A 16,424-nucleotide genomic window follows, 5' to 3' on the forward strand; every position below is an offset into this window, starting at 1 on the left:
CGACATGAAGGCAGGTCCGCTCAGCGGCCTGAAGGTGGTGGAGCTCGCCGGCCTCGCGCCCGGGCCGTTCGCCACGATGATCCTCTCCGACCTCGGCGCCGACGTCGTCCGCGTCGACCGCGCCCGGCCGGGGGAGGACGTGCTCGGCATCCCGACCGACCCGCTCGCCCGCGGCCGCCGGACGGTCGGCATCAACACCAAGACGCCCGAAGGCGTCGAACTGGTGCTGAAGCTGTGCGACACCGCCGACGTCCTCATCGAGCCCTTCCGCCCCGGCGTCGCCGAGCGGATCGGCCTCGGCCCGGACGTCGTGCACGCCCGCAACCCGCGGCTGGTCTACGGCCGGATGACCGGCTGGGGCCAGGACGGCCCGCTGGCCACGGCGGCCGGCCACGACATCAACTACATCGGCATCGCCGGCGCGCTCGAGCCGATCGGGCGCGCGGGCGAGCGGCCGGTGCCGCCGCTCAACCTCGTCGGCGACTTCGGCGGCGGCGGGCTGCTGCTGGCGATGGGCATCCTGGCCGCGCTGTACGAACGGAACACCTCCGGTCGCGGGCAGGTCGTCGACGCGTCGATGGTCGACGGCGCGGCACTGCTCACCACGAGCCTGCACGGCATGGCCGCCGCCGGGCTCTGGGGTGGCGAACGCGGCGACAACATGCTCGACGGCGGGGCCCCGTTCTACGACACCTACGAGACCGCGGACGGCAAGTACGTCGCCGTCGGCGCGATCGAGATGCGGTTCTGGGGCGACCTGGTGAAGGTCCTCGAACTGGACCCGGATTCGCTGCCCCTGCACGTGGACAAGACGCAGTGGCCCCGCCTCCGCGAAATCCTCGCGGCGGCGATCGGCAAGTACACGCGTGACGACCTCGTGGCCCGCGCGTCCGGGACGGACGCGTGCCTGACACCGGTGCTGGCCCCGGGCGAAGCCGCGTCGCACCCGCACAACGCGGCGCGCGGGACGTTCGTCGAGATCGGCGGGATGGTCCAGCCGGCCCCGGCGCCGCGGTTCGACCGCACCCCGCCGTCGACGCCGGAAGCACCGCGTGCCAAGGGATCCGACACCGAAGCCGTGCTCGCCGAACTGGGCGTCACGGACCTCGGCGCCCTGCGTTCGGCGGGCGCGATCGCCTAGGTCTGCGCTCGATTCTTGGCCAGGTCGGAGCGCACGACCGAGTAGATGACGTGGTCGCGCCACTCGCCGTCCCGGAAGTCGAAGCCGCGAAGGACTCCTTCGCGGGTGAAGCCGGCTTTCTCGAGCGAGCGCTGTTCGGCGCGGTTGCCGATCTCGGTCGTCGCTTCGACCCGGTTGAGCTGGGTGTGGGCGAAGAGGTACTCGACGAGCAGGCGCTGGGCTTGCGTGCCGTAGCCGTGGCCGCGTGCTTCCGGCGCCAGGACGAGACCGGCGTTCCAGCAGTAGGCCGCGGGCCCGGTCCGGCTGCGGTGCCAGGAGACGAGCCCGAGGACGCGGCCGCCGAGCGTCGGCACGAGCATGCCGGTCTCGGCGGTGAGCATGCCGGTCTCCAGCCACCGGCGGCGCAGGTAGCCGGGATCGTGCCAGCCGAACCACTGGTGCTCCCCGGCGCCGACGGGATCGTTGGTCAGACGTTCCAGCAGGTCGAGATCGCCTTCGGCCACGGGCCGGAGCACGACTCTGTCGACATCGTCGTCCATCGGACGACCTTATCGGCCACTTGACCGGAACAGAGGGGACGGCGCGCGATCCAGCCGGTCCGGTGAACCGGGGTTGCGGAGGGTGGTCGGCGCGCGTCCGCCTCGGTTGCCGGCGTGCGTGGCCGGCCGGTGTGAGCCGAGCGCGCCTTTCGGCTCGGCCGAAGCTGCTGTGGCGGGCGTAGCCGAGCGGGCGTGAGCCGGGCGCGCCCTTCGGCTCAGCCGAAGCTGCCGTGCCGCCCCTCGCCGCCCGCGAAACGGGCCGCGCCGTCTACCGCCTCGGCCGCCAGTACTCCCGCGCCCATCGCCGCGCCGAACTCCGCCGTCAACGCGTCCTCTTCGGACTTCCCCCACTGCTCCAGCGCCGACGACCGGTCACCCCTCAGACACGCCTGCGGGAACGCCGCGAGCTGCCGCGCCAGCTCCTGCGCCGCCGAGACCGCTTCGCCCGCCGGCACCAGGCGGTTCGCCAACCCGATCGAAAACGCCTCCTCCGCCGAGACCGCCCGGCCCGTCAGGATCAGGTCCATCGCCCGGGACTGGCCGATCAGCCGCGGCAGCCGCACCGTCCCGCCGTCGATCAGCGGCACGCCCCAGCGACGGCAGAACACCCCGAACACCGCCGTCGCGTCCGCGACCCGCAGGTCGCACCACAACGCCAGCTCCAGCCCGCCCGCCACGGCGTGCCCGTGCACCGCCGCGATCACCGGCTTGCCGAGCCGCAGCCGGGTCGGGCCCATCGGGCCGTCCCCGTCCGGGTGAGTGCGGTTCATCCGGTCGGTGCCGATCGCCTTGAGGTCCGCGCCCGCGCAGAACGCGCCACCCGATCCGGTGAGCACCGCGACCGCTGCGCCGGGGTCCGCGTCGAACTCGCGGAACGCTTCGGCCAGCTCGGCCGCGGTCGGCCCGTCGACGGCGTTGCGGGCGGCCGGGCGGTCGATGGTGACCGTCGTCACTTCGCCGTCGCGCTCGACCAGCACGTTCCGGGTCATCGCCGCTCCTCGGGGTTCGTCGGGGTGTCTTCGGGGCACGCCTTGCCTAGAGTATTGGCGTGGCCACTCCCAGGACGGGCGCGGCGAGCCGGGGAGGAAGCCCATGTCGAGCGGCATGAAGAAGGTTCTCATCGTGGGCGTCGTCGCGCTCGTGCTCTTCTTCCTGATCACCCAGCCCAACCAGTCCGCCGACTTCGTGCACCGCGTCCTCGGCTGGCTGAAGGACGGCGCCGAAGCCATCGTCACGTTCTTCCGGTCGCTCTTCTCCTGATCTCCGCGCACCGCTCACCGGCCCCGCGAACCGCGGCGCCGGTCGTCACCCTGTGTGTTAGCGGACGGTAAATCACTGAGTGTCACCAATCTCGGATTTCGGACCCCAGCACTCGACCATCCGGGTGGATTGCGGCCGAAAACGCGCAGGTCGGCGAATTCGTGCCTGCCGGGGTCTGGCGAAGGAGACCACCCCGGCCCTACGGTGCTCACATTGCGTGATCGGGTGGTTCGCCCTCCCCCCGGAGACCCCCGGTACGCAGGCAGTTTCCACTCAGCAAGGTGCAGGTTGGTGCGTGCGGCACCACCGCGTGGGACAGGCGTCAGGGCCTGTCCGTCGGGGACCTACAAGGAGGCAGGGATGACCGGAGATCCCGGAGTGGACGCGCTGATCCGGCAGTGGGCCGCCGAGCGCGAGCAGACCCCCGAAGAGCAGGAGGTCGACCGCATCGCGTCCGCGTGGCTGGCCGACGCGCCGGCGCCGGCTCCGGGCATCCCCGGTCAGCGCGCCCGGACCGGGCAGTCCCGGTTCGTCCCCGTCGAGTCGGCCGACCCCGGCTACCTCGCGGCGATGCGCAGCCGCCTGCCGGACGTGCCCGAAGAGCTCCTCACCGCCGCCGCGGGCTGGTGGCAGATGGTCGGCGGCGTCGCCGAGGCCGAGGAGTGGTGGGACGCCGGTCTCAGCCCGCTCGACCAGCGGGCCCTCGACTACCGGGCGGCCGGGCTCGCGCCGTCCGACCTGAGCCGCCGGCTCGGGCCGATGACCGTCCTGCAGCACCTGCGCCGCGGCAGCGCCCCGGCCTGGTGCGTCGCGCGGCTCGCGCGGCAGCAGAAGTCCGCCTGACGAGACGCTTCCACTCGGCCGGGTGAACCGGTGCGGTGAGACGATGGCGACGACCCGCGTAACGCTAACCTGCGCGGGCTCGTTGACACTTCGTCGACACCACGCTGGAGGACCGGAGTTTCGTGCGCACCAGGACCGGAAAGAACGAGGACGACCCGATCGACGCGAGCGTCGAGGAAGCCGCCCCCGCCGCACCGGCACCGGCGCCGCGCTCCTCCGGGGTGGCCGTGCTCACCCGGCTGGTCGTGGTCCTCGCCGTGCTGGCCGTGGCCGGCGGCGGGGTCTGGCTGGTCACCCGCGCGTCGACGCCGGAAGCGAGCCCCCTCACCACCGAAATCCCCGCCCTGCAGGTCAAGGCGGCCGACGTCCGCCCGGGGTCGGTCGCACCGGCCGGCGGCGCGGTCGCGGGCGGGGCCGAGCAGCAGACGTCACCCCAGCAGGCCCGCAGCACCGGCCCGGCGACGCTGGCCCAGTGGGCGAGCCAGGTCGCGGCGGCGTCCGGCGTCCCGGCGCGGGCGTTGCAGGCGTACGGCAACGCCGAGCTGGCGATGCGCGCGGACCAGCCGAAGTGCCGGATCTCCTGGGCGACCCTGGCCGGCATCGGCCGCATCGAGTCCAACCACGGCCAGTACGCGGGCGCGGTCCTGGGCGCGGACGGCCGCCCGTCCAAGCCGATCATCGGCGTCCCGCTCGACGGCTCGTCGGGCGTCCAGGCGATCGGCGACACCGACGGCGGCCGCTACGACGGCGACCCGACCGTCGACCGCGCGGTCGGCCCGATGCAGTTCATCCCGAGCACGTGGCGCAAGTGGGCCTCCGACGGCAACGGCGACGGCCTCGGCGACCCCCAGCAGATCGACGACGCGGCCTTGGCGGCGGCGCGGTACCTGTGCGCGGGCGGCCGGGACATGGCGAGCCCGAGCGGGTGGTGGGCCGGGATCCTGTCGTACAACAACTCGACGGAGTACGCGCAGAAGGTGTTCGGCCTGGCGGACGGGTACGCGAAGGCGGCCCAGTCGGTGCGCAAGCAGGGCTGAGAGCCGGGCCACCCCGGTCGCGGTCGGCCGTCACCCCTCAGCCGCCCAGTGCTACTTTCGAACCGTGCCAGCTTCCCCGCCACCGGCCGCATCCCCCTGGGGACGGCGGATCGCGATCGTCGCGACCTGCCTGGTGAGCCTGCTCGTCTGCTGCGGGCTCGCCTGGTGGCAGTGGGACCGCTTCACCTCCGCGAACGGCACCTTCCAGAACCTCGGCTACGTCCTGCAGTGGCCGTTGTTCGGGCTGTTCCCCGCCTTCATGTTCTGGCGGATCCGCAAGCTCCGGCAGCGGGCCGAAGCCGACGGCACGGCGGACGAGCAGCCGAAGCCGGCCCCCGTCGCCGAGGTGCCCGCTCCCCGTCCCCGTCCCGACGTGCGCCCGACGGACGAGGACGAAGAGCTGGCCGCGTACAACCGGTACCTACGCGAGCTGAACGCCCGCGACCAGCAGGCCGCCGAGTGAGGCCCGCACAGTGAGGACGACCCGATGACCACCAGCACCGAAGGTGCCGCGCAGACCGCGGTGCCGCTCTCCGGCCCCCTGGTCCGGTTCCGCACCGCCGCCTACGTCACCGGCGTCGGCCTGCTCGGCCTGTGCTTCGTGATGGTGCTGCGGTACGGCTTCGACAACCCGACGCCGTCCGCGGTGTACTCGCCGATCCACGGCGTCCTCTACATGATCTACCTGGTGCTGACCATCGACCTGGCGATCAAGGCCCGCTGGTCGATCAAGGGCACCGTGCTGGTGCTGCTCGCCGGGTGCGTCCCGTTCGTCTCGTTCCTCGTCGAGCGCCGGGTGACGCACAAGGTCAAGGCCGGGCAGAAGCTGTAGCCCGCCGGAACGTCAGCGCCACCGCGAAGGTGCACGCCGCGAACACCGCGGCCGTCGCGAACGCCGACGTCATGCCGTCGACCACCAGCTGAGGTCCCGTCGCGGTCGACGTGCGGGTCACCGACCCGAACACCGTGATCAGGACGCCCAGCCCGAGCGTGCTGCCGACCTGCTGCATCGTCTGCAGCACGCCGCCCGCCGCGCCCGCGTCCTCGGTGGGCACGGTCGCCATCACGATCACGTTGAGCGGCGCGAACGCGAGCCCGCCGCCGAGGCCCATCAGCAGCAGCGGTCCCAGCAACGCCGGGAAGTACGTGCTGTCCGTGGTGAGCTGGGCGAGCCAGAGGACGCCGGAGACCATGAGCAGCGATCCCGCGATCGCCAGCGGCTTCGGGCCGTAGCGGGGGAGCAGCCGCGGCACGAGCCGGCTCATCGTGAAGATCAGCGCCGCCATCGGCAGGAACGCGAACCCGGTGGCCAGCGCGGCGAAGTGCCGGATGTCCTGCATGAACTGGGTCAGGAAGAAGAACATCGACATCATCGCCATCGGCCCGAGGAAGAAGTTGACGTAGGCCGCGCTGCGGTTGCGGTCGGCGAACAGCCGCAGCGGGACCAGCGGCATCGCCGTGCGGGCCTCGATCGCGACGAAGCCGGCCAGCAGCGCGAGGCCGCCGGCGAGCGAGCCGAGCGTCACCGGGTTGCCCCAGCCGTCGGACGCGGCGTGGGTGAAGGCGAACACGAGCGAGCCGACGCCGAGGGTGCCGGTGATCGCGCCGGGCAGGTCGAGGTGGGCCCGCCGGCGTTCGGGCTCCGGCACGAACCGCGGGGCGAGCAGCACGATCGCCAGGCCGAACGGGACGTTGATGAACAGCGCCGCGCGCCACGAGATCCACTCGGTGAGCAGGCCGCCGACGATCAGGCCGATGGCGAAGCCGCCGCTGGACATGGCGGAGAACAGGGAGAGCGCCCGGACGCGGGCCTTGGCTTCGGTGAACGTCGTCGTGACCAGCGCCAAGGTGCTCGGGCCCGCCATCGCGGCGCCGACGCCCTGCAGGACGCGGGCGGCGATGAGCAGCGCGGCCGAGCCGGCGAGGCCGCCGGCCAGCGAGGCGACGGTGAACAAGGCGGTGCCCGCGACGAACATCCGCCGCCGGCCGAACAGGTCGCCCGCCCGGCCGCCGAGCAGCAGCAGGCCGCCGAAGACGAGGCTGTAGGCCGTCATCACCCAGGACAGGCCGGTGGGGGTGAACCCGAGGTCGGCCTGGATGCGCGGGAGCGCGACGTTCATGACGGTCGCGTCGAGGATGAGCATGAGCTGGCAGGTCAGGATGATGGCCAGGACCAGCCCGCTGCGGCGGGCCGGGGCAGGCTCGACCGCACGGTGGATCGTCTGCTGGGACAAGGGATACTCCCCCGAGGAGTAAGAGAAGAAGCGGAGATGTTCTCCACTTGCGTGCGATCCGATAATATGGAGAGCGTCTCCGGATGCGCAAGTGAATTCGGAGAATCTCTCCGGTTGAGTGGCGAGGAGGCCGGGATGCCGGGTGCGGACTCGGAGCGTCCGATGCGGGCGGACGCGCGGCGCAACTACGAGCGCATCGTCGCGACGGCGAAGGACCTCTTCACCGCGCAGGGCGCCGACGTGCCGCTCGACGACATCGCGAAGAAGGCGGGCGTCGGCGCGGGCACCCTGTACCGGCACTTCCCGACGCGGGAGAAGCTGTTCGAAGCGGTCTACCGCGACGAGATCGAGGTGCTCGCGGACCGAGCGTACGTCCTGCACGACGAGCTGCCGCCGTGGGAGGCCCTCGAGGCCTGGCTGGGGGAGCAGGTCGCCTGGGTCGTGGAGCGGCACAAGCTCGCCACGATCCTCAAGGAGTCGATCGACGCGGGGTCGGAGACGTTCCGGTACTGCCAGGTCCGGCTGCGCGAGGCGGTCGGGGTGCTGGTCGACGCGGCCGAGGGGCTGATCCGACCCGACGTCGGGGGGCCCGACGTGCTCCGGCTGGCGCACGGGGCCGGGATGGCGGTGCGCAACTGCAGCCCGGAGGAGGGCAAGCGCGTGCTGACCGTGATCCTGGACGGCCTGCGCGCGTGACGCAGGCCGTCCAGGGGGACTAGCTGCCGATCCCGGTCAGGGACCGGACCTCCATCTCGGCGTGCTTGTCCGCGTCCGCCTTCGGCTTGCCGACGAGGGTGCCGACGAAGCCGCAGAGGAACGAGAACGGGATCGACACCAGGCCCGGGTTCTTCAGCGGGAACCAGGCGAAGTCGATGCCCTTGAAGATCGAGTCCGGCGAGCCGGAGACGACCGGCGAGAACAGCACCAGCACCAGGCACGCGATCAGGCCGCCGTAGATGCCCCACAGCGTGCCGGTGGTGTTGAACCGCTTCCAGAACAGCGAGTACAGCAGCGTCGAGAGGTTCGCCGACGCCGCCACCGCGAAGGCCAGCGCCACCAGGAACGCGATGTTCTGCCCGTTGGCCAGCACGCCGCCGACGATGGCCAGCGCCCCGACCACGATCGCGGTCAGCCGCGCCACGCGGACCTCGTCGGCCGGTTCCGCCTTGCCCTGCTTGAAGATGTTCGCGTAGACGTCGTGGGCGAACGACGCCGACGCGGTGATCGTCAGCCCGGCCACGACCGCGAGGATCGTCGCGAAGGCCACCGCGGCGATGATGCCGAGCAGCAGCGTCCCGCCGACGTGCAGGGCCAGCAGCGGCGCCGCCGAGTTCTCCCCGCCGGGCGCGGCCTTGATCTCGTCCGCGCCGACGAGCGCGGCCGCGCCGAAGCCGATCACCAGCGTGCACAGGTAGAAGAGGAACATGCACGCCGTCGCCCAGACGACGCTTCGCCGCGCCTCGCGGGAGTTCGGCACCGTGTAGAAGCGCATCAGCACGTGCGGCAGGGCCGCCGCGCCGAGCACCAGCGCCAGGGCCAGAGACACGAAGTCGAGCTTGGTGGTGCCGTTCTTGCCGTACGAGCCGCCCGGCTCGAGGAGCTTGTCGCCCAGCGGGCTGTTCTCGGCCGCCGCGGAGAGCAGGTTCGAGAACGAGAAGCCGAACTTGCCGAAGAGGAACACCGTCAGCAGCGCGCCGCACAGCAGCAGGATGGTCGCCTTGATGATCTGCACCCAGGTGGTGCCCTTCATCCCGCCGACCAGCACGTACAGCACCATGACCAGCCCGACGACGCCGATCACCAGCGCCTGGCCGAGCTTGGAGTGGACGTTCAGCAGCAGCGCGACCAGGCCGCCGGCGCCGGCCATCTGCGCCAGCATGTAGAAGAAGGAGATGACCAGCGTCGACGTCGCCGCCGCCGCGCGGACCGGGCGCTGCTTCATCCGGAAGCTCAGGACGTCGCCCATCGTGAACCGGCCGGTGTTGCGCAGCAGCTCGGCGATCAGCAGCAGGTCGACCAGCCAGGCGACGAGGAAGCCGATCGAGTAGAGGAAGCCGTCGTAGCCGTGCATCGCGATGGCGCCGGCGATGCCGAGGAACGACGCGGCCGACAGGAAGTCGCCGGAGAGCGCGATGCCGTTCTGGCGGCCGGTGAACGCGCTGCCCGCGGCGTAGTAGTCGGCCGTCGAGGAGTTCCGGGAGCTGGCCCGGTAGACGACGTAGAGCGTGATCGCCACGAACAGGGCGAACACGACCGTGTTGACGAGGGGGTTGCTGGCCGGCGTGCCTTCGGCGGCGAGCGCGGTCATCGGCGGGTCCCTTCCGGCAGGCCCGCGCGGGCCCGCAGCTCGGCGACGCGCGGGTCGACGTGGCGGCGCGCGTAGCGGAGGTAGAGCCACGTGACCAGCGCCGTGCTGGCGAACTGGCCGATGCCGAGCACGATGCCGACGTTGACCTGGCCGAACACCTTGCGGCTCATGAAGTCGTGGGCGTACGCGGCCAGCAGCACGTACGTCATGTACCAGGCGAAGAAGGCGACGCTCATCGGGAAGACGAAGGCCCGGAACCGCCGCCGCAGCGTGACGAACTCGGGGCTGGCCTGGATCCCGGGGTAGTCGGGACCGGTCGGGGGAGCGGGCCGTCGGTGCTGGGCGCCGGGCGGGCGGTCTCCGGTGAACAGGGCCGGCATCTGGCCGGTCTCCTCCATCGGGTTGCCCGCCGCGGGACGCGCGACGTCGTACATGGGTGCCTCCGGCAGAGTGCCTCCGTGGCGGCGGGCCCGGCGGGCGCCCTGCGGGCGGGGTGCCGGGCCGCCCTTGCGGACTGCGAGGCGAACATCGTAACTAGGCCGTCCGGCGGACACGGGAGGCGGCCGGTCGATCTCCGGGTTCGGAAGGCGGGGTATTCGTTTTCCCGTCGAAAGCGTCGAATACCCGTTCGCTGCAAGATCACGGGCAGATCACCCGTCATGATGAAAAGAATTGTGACTCGACGTTGTCGCGTCCGGCCCAGGCTGCGGCGAACGGGTTAATCGTCCTGGACGATCGTCCAAATTGACCACGCAGAGTGGCGGAAGGGGTCGCCGTCGTGCCGGAGAGTGTCGCCCGCGGGTGGGCGTGGCGGCGAAGATCCACAGGTCAGCCCGCAGTCTCGAAAGAAATCACCAGGTCGGGGTACGGGAGCGCGGAACGCCACAACATCGGGCACATCTTGAGACTTGACCCACCCGATGGGGGTACTGAGTGTAGATCGTCCGAGGTACTATGCTGCTCTGCATGGGCTAATCGGGTGACGGCCGGATGCCTGGGTGAGACGCGTCCGGTAACCGGAATTCCCTCTTCGGGGGCAGTGAGGTCGAATGTCGAGGGCAGTTCCCGGCCCGGAAAGCACTTTTCGCAGGTCAGCGCCCGAACGGGGAACAAAATTGACCGGCCGGGCATCGGGGGTACGATTCTTTGGCCCAGCTGACCACAGCGATCGATTGGCACCGATAAAGTTGATCTCGACGACCGTGCAGAACGCAACTTGCGGCGTGCACGTGCACAGTCCCTTGCACGGGACATCGGGGCGGTGCCTGCCCGGCGACGGGCGCGCGGGTGGCCGGGCGGCCGGGGACGAGCGAGGGTACCGGGGACGCGGCAGGGCGCGGGCGGCACGGCCGTCCGGACGCACGCCGCGAGCCGGGACGCCGCGCCGTCGACGCGGATCCATGACGCCGGACAGGGAGTCACTCACGTGACCGTTGCAGGAGAAGGTCAGGTGCCCGTGGGGGAGCTGCTCGGCCGAGCACCCCGGCGGTCCAAGGGGAAGGACGCGTGGCGCGCCCTCGTGCGCTGGCGCGATTGGAGCCTGCCCGTCAAGCTGTCGGCCGTCACCGTGGTCCCCATCGTCCTCGCGCTGGTCCTCGGCGTCACGACGATCGCGGCCCAGGTCGGCCGCTCGGACGAGTACCAGCGGCTCGACCGGCTCGTCGCGCTCGGCGGCCAGACGCGGGCGCTCACCGGCGCGCTGCAGCAGGAGCGCACGGTCACCGCGGCGATGCTGACCGAGGGCACCGTCGGCGGCACGCCCGAGCTGGCCGCGGCCCGCAAGGCCACCGACGCCGCGACCGGGCCGTTCACCGCGGCGCAGGCCCGCGCGTCCGAGATCGAGCCCGGCGTGGCCGGCGCCGCCGGCGCGGCCACCGCGCAGGTCAACAACCTCGGCTTCCTCCGCCGCCAGGTCGACGGCGGCCAGCTCGACCCGGCCCAGGCCGTCACCGCGTACTCCGGCATCACCGGATCGCTGATCAGCCTCGACACCGCGGCGACCGCGGGCGAGGGCGACGGCACCCTGGGCGGTACGCCCGCCGGGCTGCACGAGCTGCTCGTCGCGGGCGAGCAGGTTTCGCTCAGCCAGGCACTGGTCTCCTACGGCATCGCCCGCGCTTCGCTGTCGCCGAGCGAGCTGGCCACGCTGCGCGCCGCCGAGCTGCGGCTCGCCGACCGGCTCGTCGACTTCCGGTCCGCCGCGGGCGACACGCTGCAGCGCGACTTCGCGGCGATCGCCGAGGGCAAGCAGGCGCAGAGCCGGGCCCGGATGGTCGAGACCGTGCTGAACGCACAGCCCAACGCGGTCGACGACGCCTTCCGCGCCCTGTCGGCGGCCGACTGGAACGCCGCGTCCACCGCGATGCGGACGGAGATCAGCCAGGTCGCCGACCGCCTCGGCGCGTCGGCGTCGGCGACGTCGGCGCAGCTGGTCGACGACGCCAGCAGCGGCGCGGGCCTGCTCGCGGTGCTGCTGTTCGCCGCCATGGTGCTCGCCGTCGCGGTCGTCTTCCTCATCACCCGCCAGCTGCTGCGGTCGCTGAAAGCGTTGCGGCGCAGCGCCCTCGACGTCGCCGAGACCGCGCTGCCCGAAGCGGTCCGCAACATCCAGGAGGGCCGCGCGCAGGGCACGGACATCGTGCCGGTGCCGGTGCGGACCGACGACGAGGTCGGCGAGGTGGCGCGGGCCTTCGACAAGGTGCACCACCAGGCGCTGCGGCTGGCGACCGAGCAGGCCGCGATGCGCACCGGCTTCGGCAGCGTCTTCGTCAACCTGTCGCGGCGCAGCCAGAGCCTGGTGCAGCGGCAGCTGCAGCTGATCGAGCAGCTCGAGCGCGACGAGGAGGACGCCGACCAGCTCGCCACGCTGTTCCAGCTCGACCACCTCGCCACCCGGATGCGGCGCAACAACGAGAACCTGATGGTGCTCTCCGGCGCCGAGCCCGGCCGCCGGTCCGGCAAGCCGGTCGGCACCACCGACATGCTCCGCGCCGCGGTCTCGGAAATCGAGCAGTACCAGCGGGTCCAGGTGCAGCCGCCGCCCCCGGCCCGGATCGTCGGGTACGCCGCGAGCGACCTGATGCGCCTGGTCGCCGAGCTGCTGGACAACGCCACGGCGTTCTCCGCGCCGGAGACGTCGGTGACCGTCGCTTCGCGGCTGGGCGAGGACGGCTCGCTCAACGTCGACATCCTCGACAAGGGCATCGGCATGAACGAGGCCGAGGTCGCCGAGGCCAACACCCGGCTGACCGAGGCCGGGTCGGTCGACCTGGCCACCTCGCGCCGGATGGGCCTGTTCGTCGTCGGCCGGCTGGCCAGCCGGCACCGGATCGGGGTGTCGCTGCACGGCGGCAAGGACATCGTCGGCGTCCGCGCGACGGTCGTCGTCCCGCCGGACCTGGTGATGCCGGTGACCGACGGCCCGCTGACCGGCCCGATCGGCTCCCTGCAGCAGCACCCGGCGAGCCCCGCGGCAGGCAACCAGCTGCCGCGCCGCCAGGTCAACGGCCACTCCCGGCCGCGGCCGGTGGTCCCGCAGCAGCCGGCGATGGGGGAGGAGCGCTGGCCGTCGGCGAGCGATCTCGCCGGGCTGACGAACGGCCACGGGCCCACGGCCCCGCGCCCGCCGTCGGACCTGGAGATCTCCGGGACCGACCTGTTCGCCCCGCTGCCGAAGGACGACGACGTCCCGCCGCCGCGTCCGACGCTGCCGCAGGTTCCGGCCGTGCTGCCGGTGCCGGACCCGCCGCGGGCCGGTGACCTGCCGTCGGGCAAGGACCTGTTCTCCGCCAACGAAACGACGCTCAGCGACTGGTGGCGCCAGGCGACCGCGAAGCCGGAGCCCGCCCCGGCGCCGAAGCCCGCACCGGCGCCGGACCTCTCGGAGACGACGCCGATCTTCGACGAGATGCTGTCGGCGTGGTTCCGCGAGGACAAGCCGGCCGCCGCTGCCGAAGAGCCGGCCGCGGAGGAAGCGGCGCCGGAGAAGCCCGCCGCCGCGGAAGAGGTGCGCAGCTGGGACTTCGCGAGCGACGAGAACTTCCGCACGGTCCAGGCGGTCACGAAGTCGGAACCGACGGCGTTCACCGAGAAGGGGCTGCCCCGCCGCAGGCGCGGCGAGCAGCTGCTGCCGGGCAGCGCGACGCCGGCCCGGGCGGTGCCCGCCCCGGCCCCGGCGCGGCCGGACCTCCCGGTCCGCGACCCGGCGGACGTCCGCGGGCGGCTGAGCAGCTTCCAGCAGGGCGTGACGCGCGGCCGCCAGCAGGCCCGCCAGGCGGCGCAAGCGGCCGGGCAACCGGAAGCCGGAACCGCGTCGCGGCAGGAGCCGTTCGCGCAGGGCTCCCACTCGGGCGCCTTGCCGCAGCCGAGTCGGCCGCCGGCCGCCCCGAACGAGCTCCCGCAGCGGGGACGCCAGGGCGCCTCGGCCCAGCCGAACGCCCTCCACCAGCCGGGACAGCCGGCTTCGGCCTCGCCTGAGGCAGGCGAGGCGGTTGCTCAGGAAGCCGGTCGGCTGCCGAGCCGCCAGCCGCGATCGACGCTCGGCGAGCAGGCGCCCTTCCAGGAGGCGGCTCCGCAGCAGCCGGTGGTGCCCCCTGGGCAGGCCGACCAGCGCACCGCTTTCCAGGAGGCGGCTCCGCGGCAATCGGCGGCGCCCGGAGAGCAGACTGAGCAGCGCTCGGCGTTCCAAGAGGCGCCGCAGCAGTCGGTGGCGTCTCGTGAGCAGGCGGACCAGCAGGAGTCGTCTTCGCAGCAGCCGATCGCGTCGCGGTTGGCGCCCGGCGAGCAGGTGGACCAGCGCACGGCTTTCCAAGAGCCGGCGTCCCCTGAGCAGGCCACCGCCTTCCAGGCGCCTGCGCAGCCGGCGGACCAGCAGCCACCCGCCGTCGGGACCGCCGGGCGGCCCGCCGCCGCTCCGTCGGCCCTGCCCTCCCGCCGGGGCGCCGCGCCCACCCCCGAAACCCCGGCGCCGCGCCGGGAAGAGAGCGCCGTCGAGGCCACCGCCGAGTGGAACTTCGGGACCGATGACGGCTGGCGGGCGGTGCAAGCGGTGTCCCAGTCGACACCCGCCACGTTCACTTCGGCAGGATTGCCCCGGCGCCGTCGCGGGGAGCAGCTGCTCCCGGGCAGCGCCGGACCGCCCACCGGGGCCACGGCCCCCCGACCACAACGGGACGCACACGACGTGCGCGGCCGCCTGCGCAGCTTCCAGCAGGGCATCGAGCGCGGGCGCCACCGCACCGCTCGGGCGACCGAGACCAACCACGAGACACTGGAGGGTGAATGACCTCGCCGAGTAGCGCGCAGCCGACGCAGAATCAGTTCGGCTGGCTGGTGAACGACTTCGCGGAGCGGGTGCCCGGCGTGGCGCACGCCGTGGTCGTCTCGGCGGACGGCCTGCTGCTGACCGCGTCGAACCGGCTCCCGCTCGACCGGGCCGACCAGCTCGCCGCGGTCGCGTCCGGCCTGGTCAGCCTCACCCAGGGCGCCGCCCGGTGCTTCGAGGCCGGGGCGGTCAACGAGACCGTCGTCGAGATGGAGCTGGGGATCATGGTGCTGATGTCGATCAGCGACGGGTCCTGCCTCGCCGTCCTCGCCGCCCCCAACTGCGACATCGGGCAGGTCGCGTACGAAATGACCATGCTCGTCGACCGCGTCGGTCAGATCCTCACCCCGGAACTGCGCGCCCAGCTCCAGGGCTCCGGGGGGTCGCTGATCGGCGAACCGGTGGGATGATGGCGCGATGAGCACGGGGTCCGGATTCGACGGCGAACCTCCCGACGGGCGCTACCCCGCCGGGCGACAGGACGACGGCACCTTCGCCGACGTCCTGAACGGGTTCACCCTGGATTCCGGCCGTGCCCGCCGGAAGCGCAAGAAGAGCAAGGAGTCCCCACCACCCCCGGCCGCCGGTGCGCACGCGGCCGCGGATCCGCCGGCGCCCGCGCCGTCGGCCGACCAAGGAGATCGTGTGACCTCTTTAGTCTCGCCCCCCGGCAGTACCGACGGGGACAGTCCCAGGCCGGGTGGGCTGTTCGACCCGGGCCCGCCCAGCGGCGAGTTCATCATGCCCGCGGTGTTCGAGCAGCCTTCCGCGCCCGAGGACATGACGGCGATCGTCCGGCCCTACGCTTTGACCGGCGGCCGCACCCGGGCGAACTACGCCCTGGAGCTGGAGACACTGATCTCCGCGAAGGACTACGCTGCCACCGGTGGCTTCCCCGAGGTGGCCGCGGAGCAGATCGAGTGCATCTCGATCATGGAAGAGTGCCGGACCCCCCGTTCGGTCGCCGAGATCGTGTCGGCCTTGCGGGTGCCTCTGGGCGTGGCCCGGGTGCTGATCAGCGACGCGGCGGACGCTGGGCTGGTCACGGTGCACAAGACGATAACGGGCAATGACGGCGCCGAGGCACATCTGGTGTTGATGGAAAGGGTTTTGAGTGGACTCCGTCGGCTTTAAGGCACCGCGGGACACCGCGCCCCCGACCATGACATCCGCCAAGATCGTGGTGGCGGGCGGCTTCGGTGCGGGGAAGACGACCTTCGTCGGGTCGGTGTCGGAGATCGTGCCGCTCACCACCGAGGCGATGATGACCGACGCCAGCGTCGGCGTCGACAACCTCGACCACACCCCGAGCAAGTCGACGACCACGGTGGCGATGGACTTCGGCCGGGTGTCGCTGGACGCGGACCTGATCCTCTACCTGTTCGGCACGCCCGGGCAGCAGCGGTTCTGGTTCATGTGGGACGACCTGGTCCGCGGCGCGATCGGCGCGGTGGTGCTGGCCGACACGCGCCGGCTGGCCGACTCGTTCGCCCCGATCGACTTCTTCGAGGACCGCGGCCTGCCGTACATCGTCGGCGTCAACACGTTCGACGGCGTGCTGGAGCACGACATCAACGACGTGCGCGAGGCCCTGTCGATCGACCCGAACATCCCGATCGTCCGCTGCGACGCCCGGGACCGCGAGTCGACGAAGCAGACGCTGATCACGCTGGTCGAGTACGCCATGCGCCAGTGGATCGCGCTGCGGGCGGCCAAGTCCCGCTAACCGGCCGCCTCGG

General features: G+C 72.3%; 16 protein-coding genes. 11 read left to right on the forward strand and 5 right to left on the reverse strand.

Going from position 1 to position 16,424, the window contains the following annotated elements:
• The first annotated feature begins 4 nt into the window (after nucleotides 1-4).
• Nucleotides 5-1,141 carry a CaiB/BaiF CoA transferase family protein gene (locus tag ACIRSS_RS01720; RefSeq protein ID WP_400889460.1) on the forward strand — a complete coding sequence of 379 codons (1,137 nt, stop codon included), beginning with the start codon at nucleotides 5-7 and terminating at the stop codon, nucleotides 1,139-1,141.
• On the opposite strand, the gene ACIRSS_RS01725 is transcribed toward ACIRSS_RS01720, so the two are convergent.
• Nucleotides 1,138-1,680 carry a GNAT family N-acetyltransferase gene (locus tag ACIRSS_RS01725; RefSeq protein WP_400889462.1) on the reverse strand — a complete coding sequence of 181 codons (543 nt, stop codon included), beginning with the start codon at nucleotides 1,678-1,680 and terminating at the stop codon, nucleotides 1,138-1,140. The two genes, ACIRSS_RS01720 and ACIRSS_RS01725, sit on opposite strands and share 4 nt — an antisense overlap.
• Before the next feature lie 215 nt (nucleotides 1,681-1,895).
• Nucleotides 1,896-2,669 carry a crotonase/enoyl-CoA hydratase family protein gene (locus tag ACIRSS_RS01730; RefSeq protein WP_400889464.1) on the reverse strand — a complete coding sequence of 258 codons (774 nt, stop codon included), beginning with the start codon at nucleotides 2,667-2,669 and terminating at the stop codon, nucleotides 1,896-1,898.
• A 103-nt stretch (nucleotides 2,670-2,772) separates the two neighbouring features.
• Here ACIRSS_RS01730 and ACIRSS_RS01735 point away from each other — a divergent pair, with 103 nt between their 5' ends.
• From ACIRSS_RS01735 to ACIRSS_RS01755, 5 genes are all read left to right on the forward strand, one after another.
• Nucleotides 2,773-2,940: a hypothetical protein gene (locus tag ACIRSS_RS01735; RefSeq protein ID WP_400889465.1), complete on the forward strand. Its 168-nt coding sequence runs from the start codon at nucleotides 2,773-2,775 to the stop codon at nucleotides 2,938-2,940.
• 360 nt (nucleotides 2,941-3,300) lie between these two features.
• The gene (locus ACIRSS_RS01740; protein ID WP_400889467.1) at nucleotides 3,301-3,783 is read left to right on the forward strand and encodes a helix-turn-helix transcriptional regulator; all 483 of its coding nucleotides are present in this window, start codon (nucleotides 3,301-3,303) and stop codon (nucleotides 3,781-3,783) included.
• A 122-nt stretch (nucleotides 3,784-3,905) separates the two neighbouring features.
• Nucleotides 3,906-4,820, forward strand: a complete 915-nt coding sequence (locus ACIRSS_RS01745; protein ID WP_400889469.1) for a lytic transglycosylase domain-containing protein — start codon at nucleotides 3,906-3,908, stop codon at nucleotides 4,818-4,820.
• 64 nt (nucleotides 4,821-4,884) lie between these two features.
• Complete coding sequence (locus ACIRSS_RS01750) at nucleotides 4,885-5,283, forward strand: hypothetical protein (protein ID WP_400889471.1); 399 nt, start codon at nucleotides 4,885-4,887, stop codon at nucleotides 5,281-5,283.
• 24 nt (nucleotides 5,284-5,307) lie between these two features.
• A complete protein-coding gene (locus tag ACIRSS_RS01755; protein WP_364385790.1) occupies nucleotides 5,308-5,652 on the forward strand; it encodes a DUF3817 domain-containing protein in 345 nt (114 codons plus the stop codon).
• Here the strand turns inward: ACIRSS_RS01755 and ACIRSS_RS01760 are convergent.
• Nucleotides 5,630-7,054, reverse strand: coding sequence for an MFS transporter (locus ACIRSS_RS01760; RefSeq protein ID WP_400889473.1), 1,425 nt, complete (start codon nucleotides 7,052-7,054; stop codon nucleotides 5,630-5,632). The genes ACIRSS_RS01755 and ACIRSS_RS01760 overlap by 23 nt on opposite strands.
• 135 nt (nucleotides 7,055-7,189) lie before the next feature.
• On the opposite strand from ACIRSS_RS01760, the gene ACIRSS_RS01765 reads away from it, so the two are divergent.
• Entirely contained in the window at nucleotides 7,190-7,750 is a 561-nt protein-coding gene (locus ACIRSS_RS01765; RefSeq protein WP_400889475.1) for a TetR/AcrR family transcriptional regulator, read from the forward strand.
• A gap of 19 nt (nucleotides 7,751-7,769) precedes the next feature.
• Here the strand turns inward: ACIRSS_RS01765 and ACIRSS_RS01770 are convergent, their stop codons facing one another.
• Together ACIRSS_RS01770 and ACIRSS_RS01775 are read right to left on the reverse strand one after the other, a co-directional pair.
• A complete protein-coding gene (locus ACIRSS_RS01770) occupies nucleotides 7,770-9,362 on the reverse strand; it encodes a cation acetate symporter (protein ID WP_400889477.1) in 1,593 nt (530 codons plus the stop codon).
• A complete protein-coding gene (locus tag ACIRSS_RS01775; protein WP_400889479.1) occupies nucleotides 9,359-9,796 on the reverse strand; it encodes a DUF485 domain-containing protein in 438 nt (145 codons plus the stop codon). Before ACIRSS_RS01775 ends, ACIRSS_RS01770 begins: the two co-directional genes overlap by 4 nt.
• 1,016 nt (nucleotides 9,797-10,812) lie before the next feature.
• Between ACIRSS_RS01775 and ACIRSS_RS01780 the strand changes: the two genes are divergently transcribed.
• Genes ACIRSS_RS01780 through ACIRSS_RS01795 form a run of 4 tightly spaced genes read left to right on the forward strand, consistent with a single transcriptional unit; the run spans nucleotide 10,813 to nucleotide 16,411 of the window.
• Nucleotides 10,813-14,646 carry a nitrate- and nitrite sensing domain-containing protein gene (locus ACIRSS_RS01780; RefSeq protein WP_400893340.1) on the forward strand — a complete coding sequence of 1,278 codons (3,834 nt, stop codon included), beginning with the start codon at nucleotides 10,813-10,815 and terminating at the stop codon, nucleotides 14,644-14,646.
• Nucleotides 14,643-15,095: a roadblock/LC7 domain-containing protein gene (locus ACIRSS_RS01785; protein ID WP_004561253.1), complete on the forward strand. Its 453-nt coding sequence runs from the start codon at nucleotides 14,643-14,645 to the stop codon at nucleotides 15,093-15,095. The genes ACIRSS_RS01780 and ACIRSS_RS01785 overlap by 4 nt, the downstream gene beginning before the upstream one ends.
• 7 nt (nucleotides 15,096-15,102) lie before the next feature.
• On the forward strand, nucleotides 15,103-15,819 hold the full coding sequence (locus ACIRSS_RS01790; RefSeq protein WP_400889481.1) for a DUF742 domain-containing protein: 717 nt from the start codon (nucleotides 15,103-15,105) through the stop codon (nucleotides 15,817-15,819).
• Between the two features lie 28 nt (nucleotides 15,820-15,847).
• Nucleotides 15,848-16,411, forward strand: a complete 564-nt coding sequence (locus tag ACIRSS_RS01795) for an ATP/GTP-binding protein (RefSeq protein WP_091389756.1) — start codon at nucleotides 15,848-15,850, stop codon at nucleotides 16,409-16,411.
• Nucleotides 16,412-16,424 lie beyond the last annotated feature (13 nt).

The organism is Amycolatopsis sp. NPDC101161, assembly GCF_044768185.1.
In the GTDB taxonomy this organism is placed as follows: domain Bacteria; phylum Actinomycetota; class Actinomycetes; order Mycobacteriales; family Pseudonocardiaceae; genus Amycolatopsis.

Excerpts from the sequence above, each read along its gene's own strand:
- ACIRSS_RS01785 (WP_004561253.1), top strand. The coding sequence starts at position 14,643 with ATGACCTCGCCGAGTAGCGCGCAGCCGACGCAGAATCAGTTCGGCTGG.
- ACIRSS_RS01725 (WP_400889462.1), bottom strand. The coding sequence starts at position 1,680 with ATGGACGACGATGTCGACAGAGTCGTGCTCCGGCCCGTGGCCGAAGGC.
- ACIRSS_RS01735 (WP_400889465.1), top strand. The coding sequence starts at position 2,773 with ATGTCGAGCGGCATGAAGAAGGTTCTCATCGTGGGCGTCGTCGCGCTC.
- ACIRSS_RS01730 (WP_400889464.1), bottom strand. The coding sequence starts at position 2,669 with ATGACCCGGAACGTGCTGGTCGAGCGCGACGGCGAAGTGACGACGGTC.
- ACIRSS_RS01720 (WP_400889460.1), top strand. The coding sequence starts at position 5 with ATGAAGGCAGGTCCGCTCAGCGGCCTGAAGGTGGTGGAGCTCGCCGGC.
- ACIRSS_RS01740 (WP_400889467.1), top strand. The coding sequence starts at position 3,301 with ATGACCGGAGATCCCGGAGTGGACGCGCTGATCCGGCAGTGGGCCGCC.
- ACIRSS_RS01765 (WP_400889475.1), top strand. The coding sequence starts at position 7,190 with ATGCCGGGTGCGGACTCGGAGCGTCCGATGCGGGCGGACGCGCGGCGC.
- ACIRSS_RS01770 (WP_400889477.1), bottom strand. The coding sequence starts at position 9,362 with ATGACCGCGCTCGCCGCCGAAGGCACGCCGGCCAGCAACCCCCTCGTC.
- ACIRSS_RS01755 (WP_364385790.1), top strand. The coding sequence starts at position 5,308 with ATGACCACCAGCACCGAAGGTGCCGCGCAGACCGCGGTGCCGCTCTCC.
- ACIRSS_RS01795 (WP_091389756.1), top strand. The coding sequence starts at position 15,848 with ATGACATCCGCCAAGATCGTGGTGGCGGGCGGCTTCGGTGCGGGGAAG.
- ACIRSS_RS01790 (WP_400889481.1), top strand. The coding sequence starts at position 15,103 with ATGAGCACGGGGTCCGGATTCGACGGCGAACCTCCCGACGGGCGCTAC.
- ACIRSS_RS01775 (WP_400889479.1), bottom strand. The coding sequence starts at position 9,796 with ATGTACGACGTCGCGCGTCCCGCGGCGGGCAACCCGATGGAGGAGACC.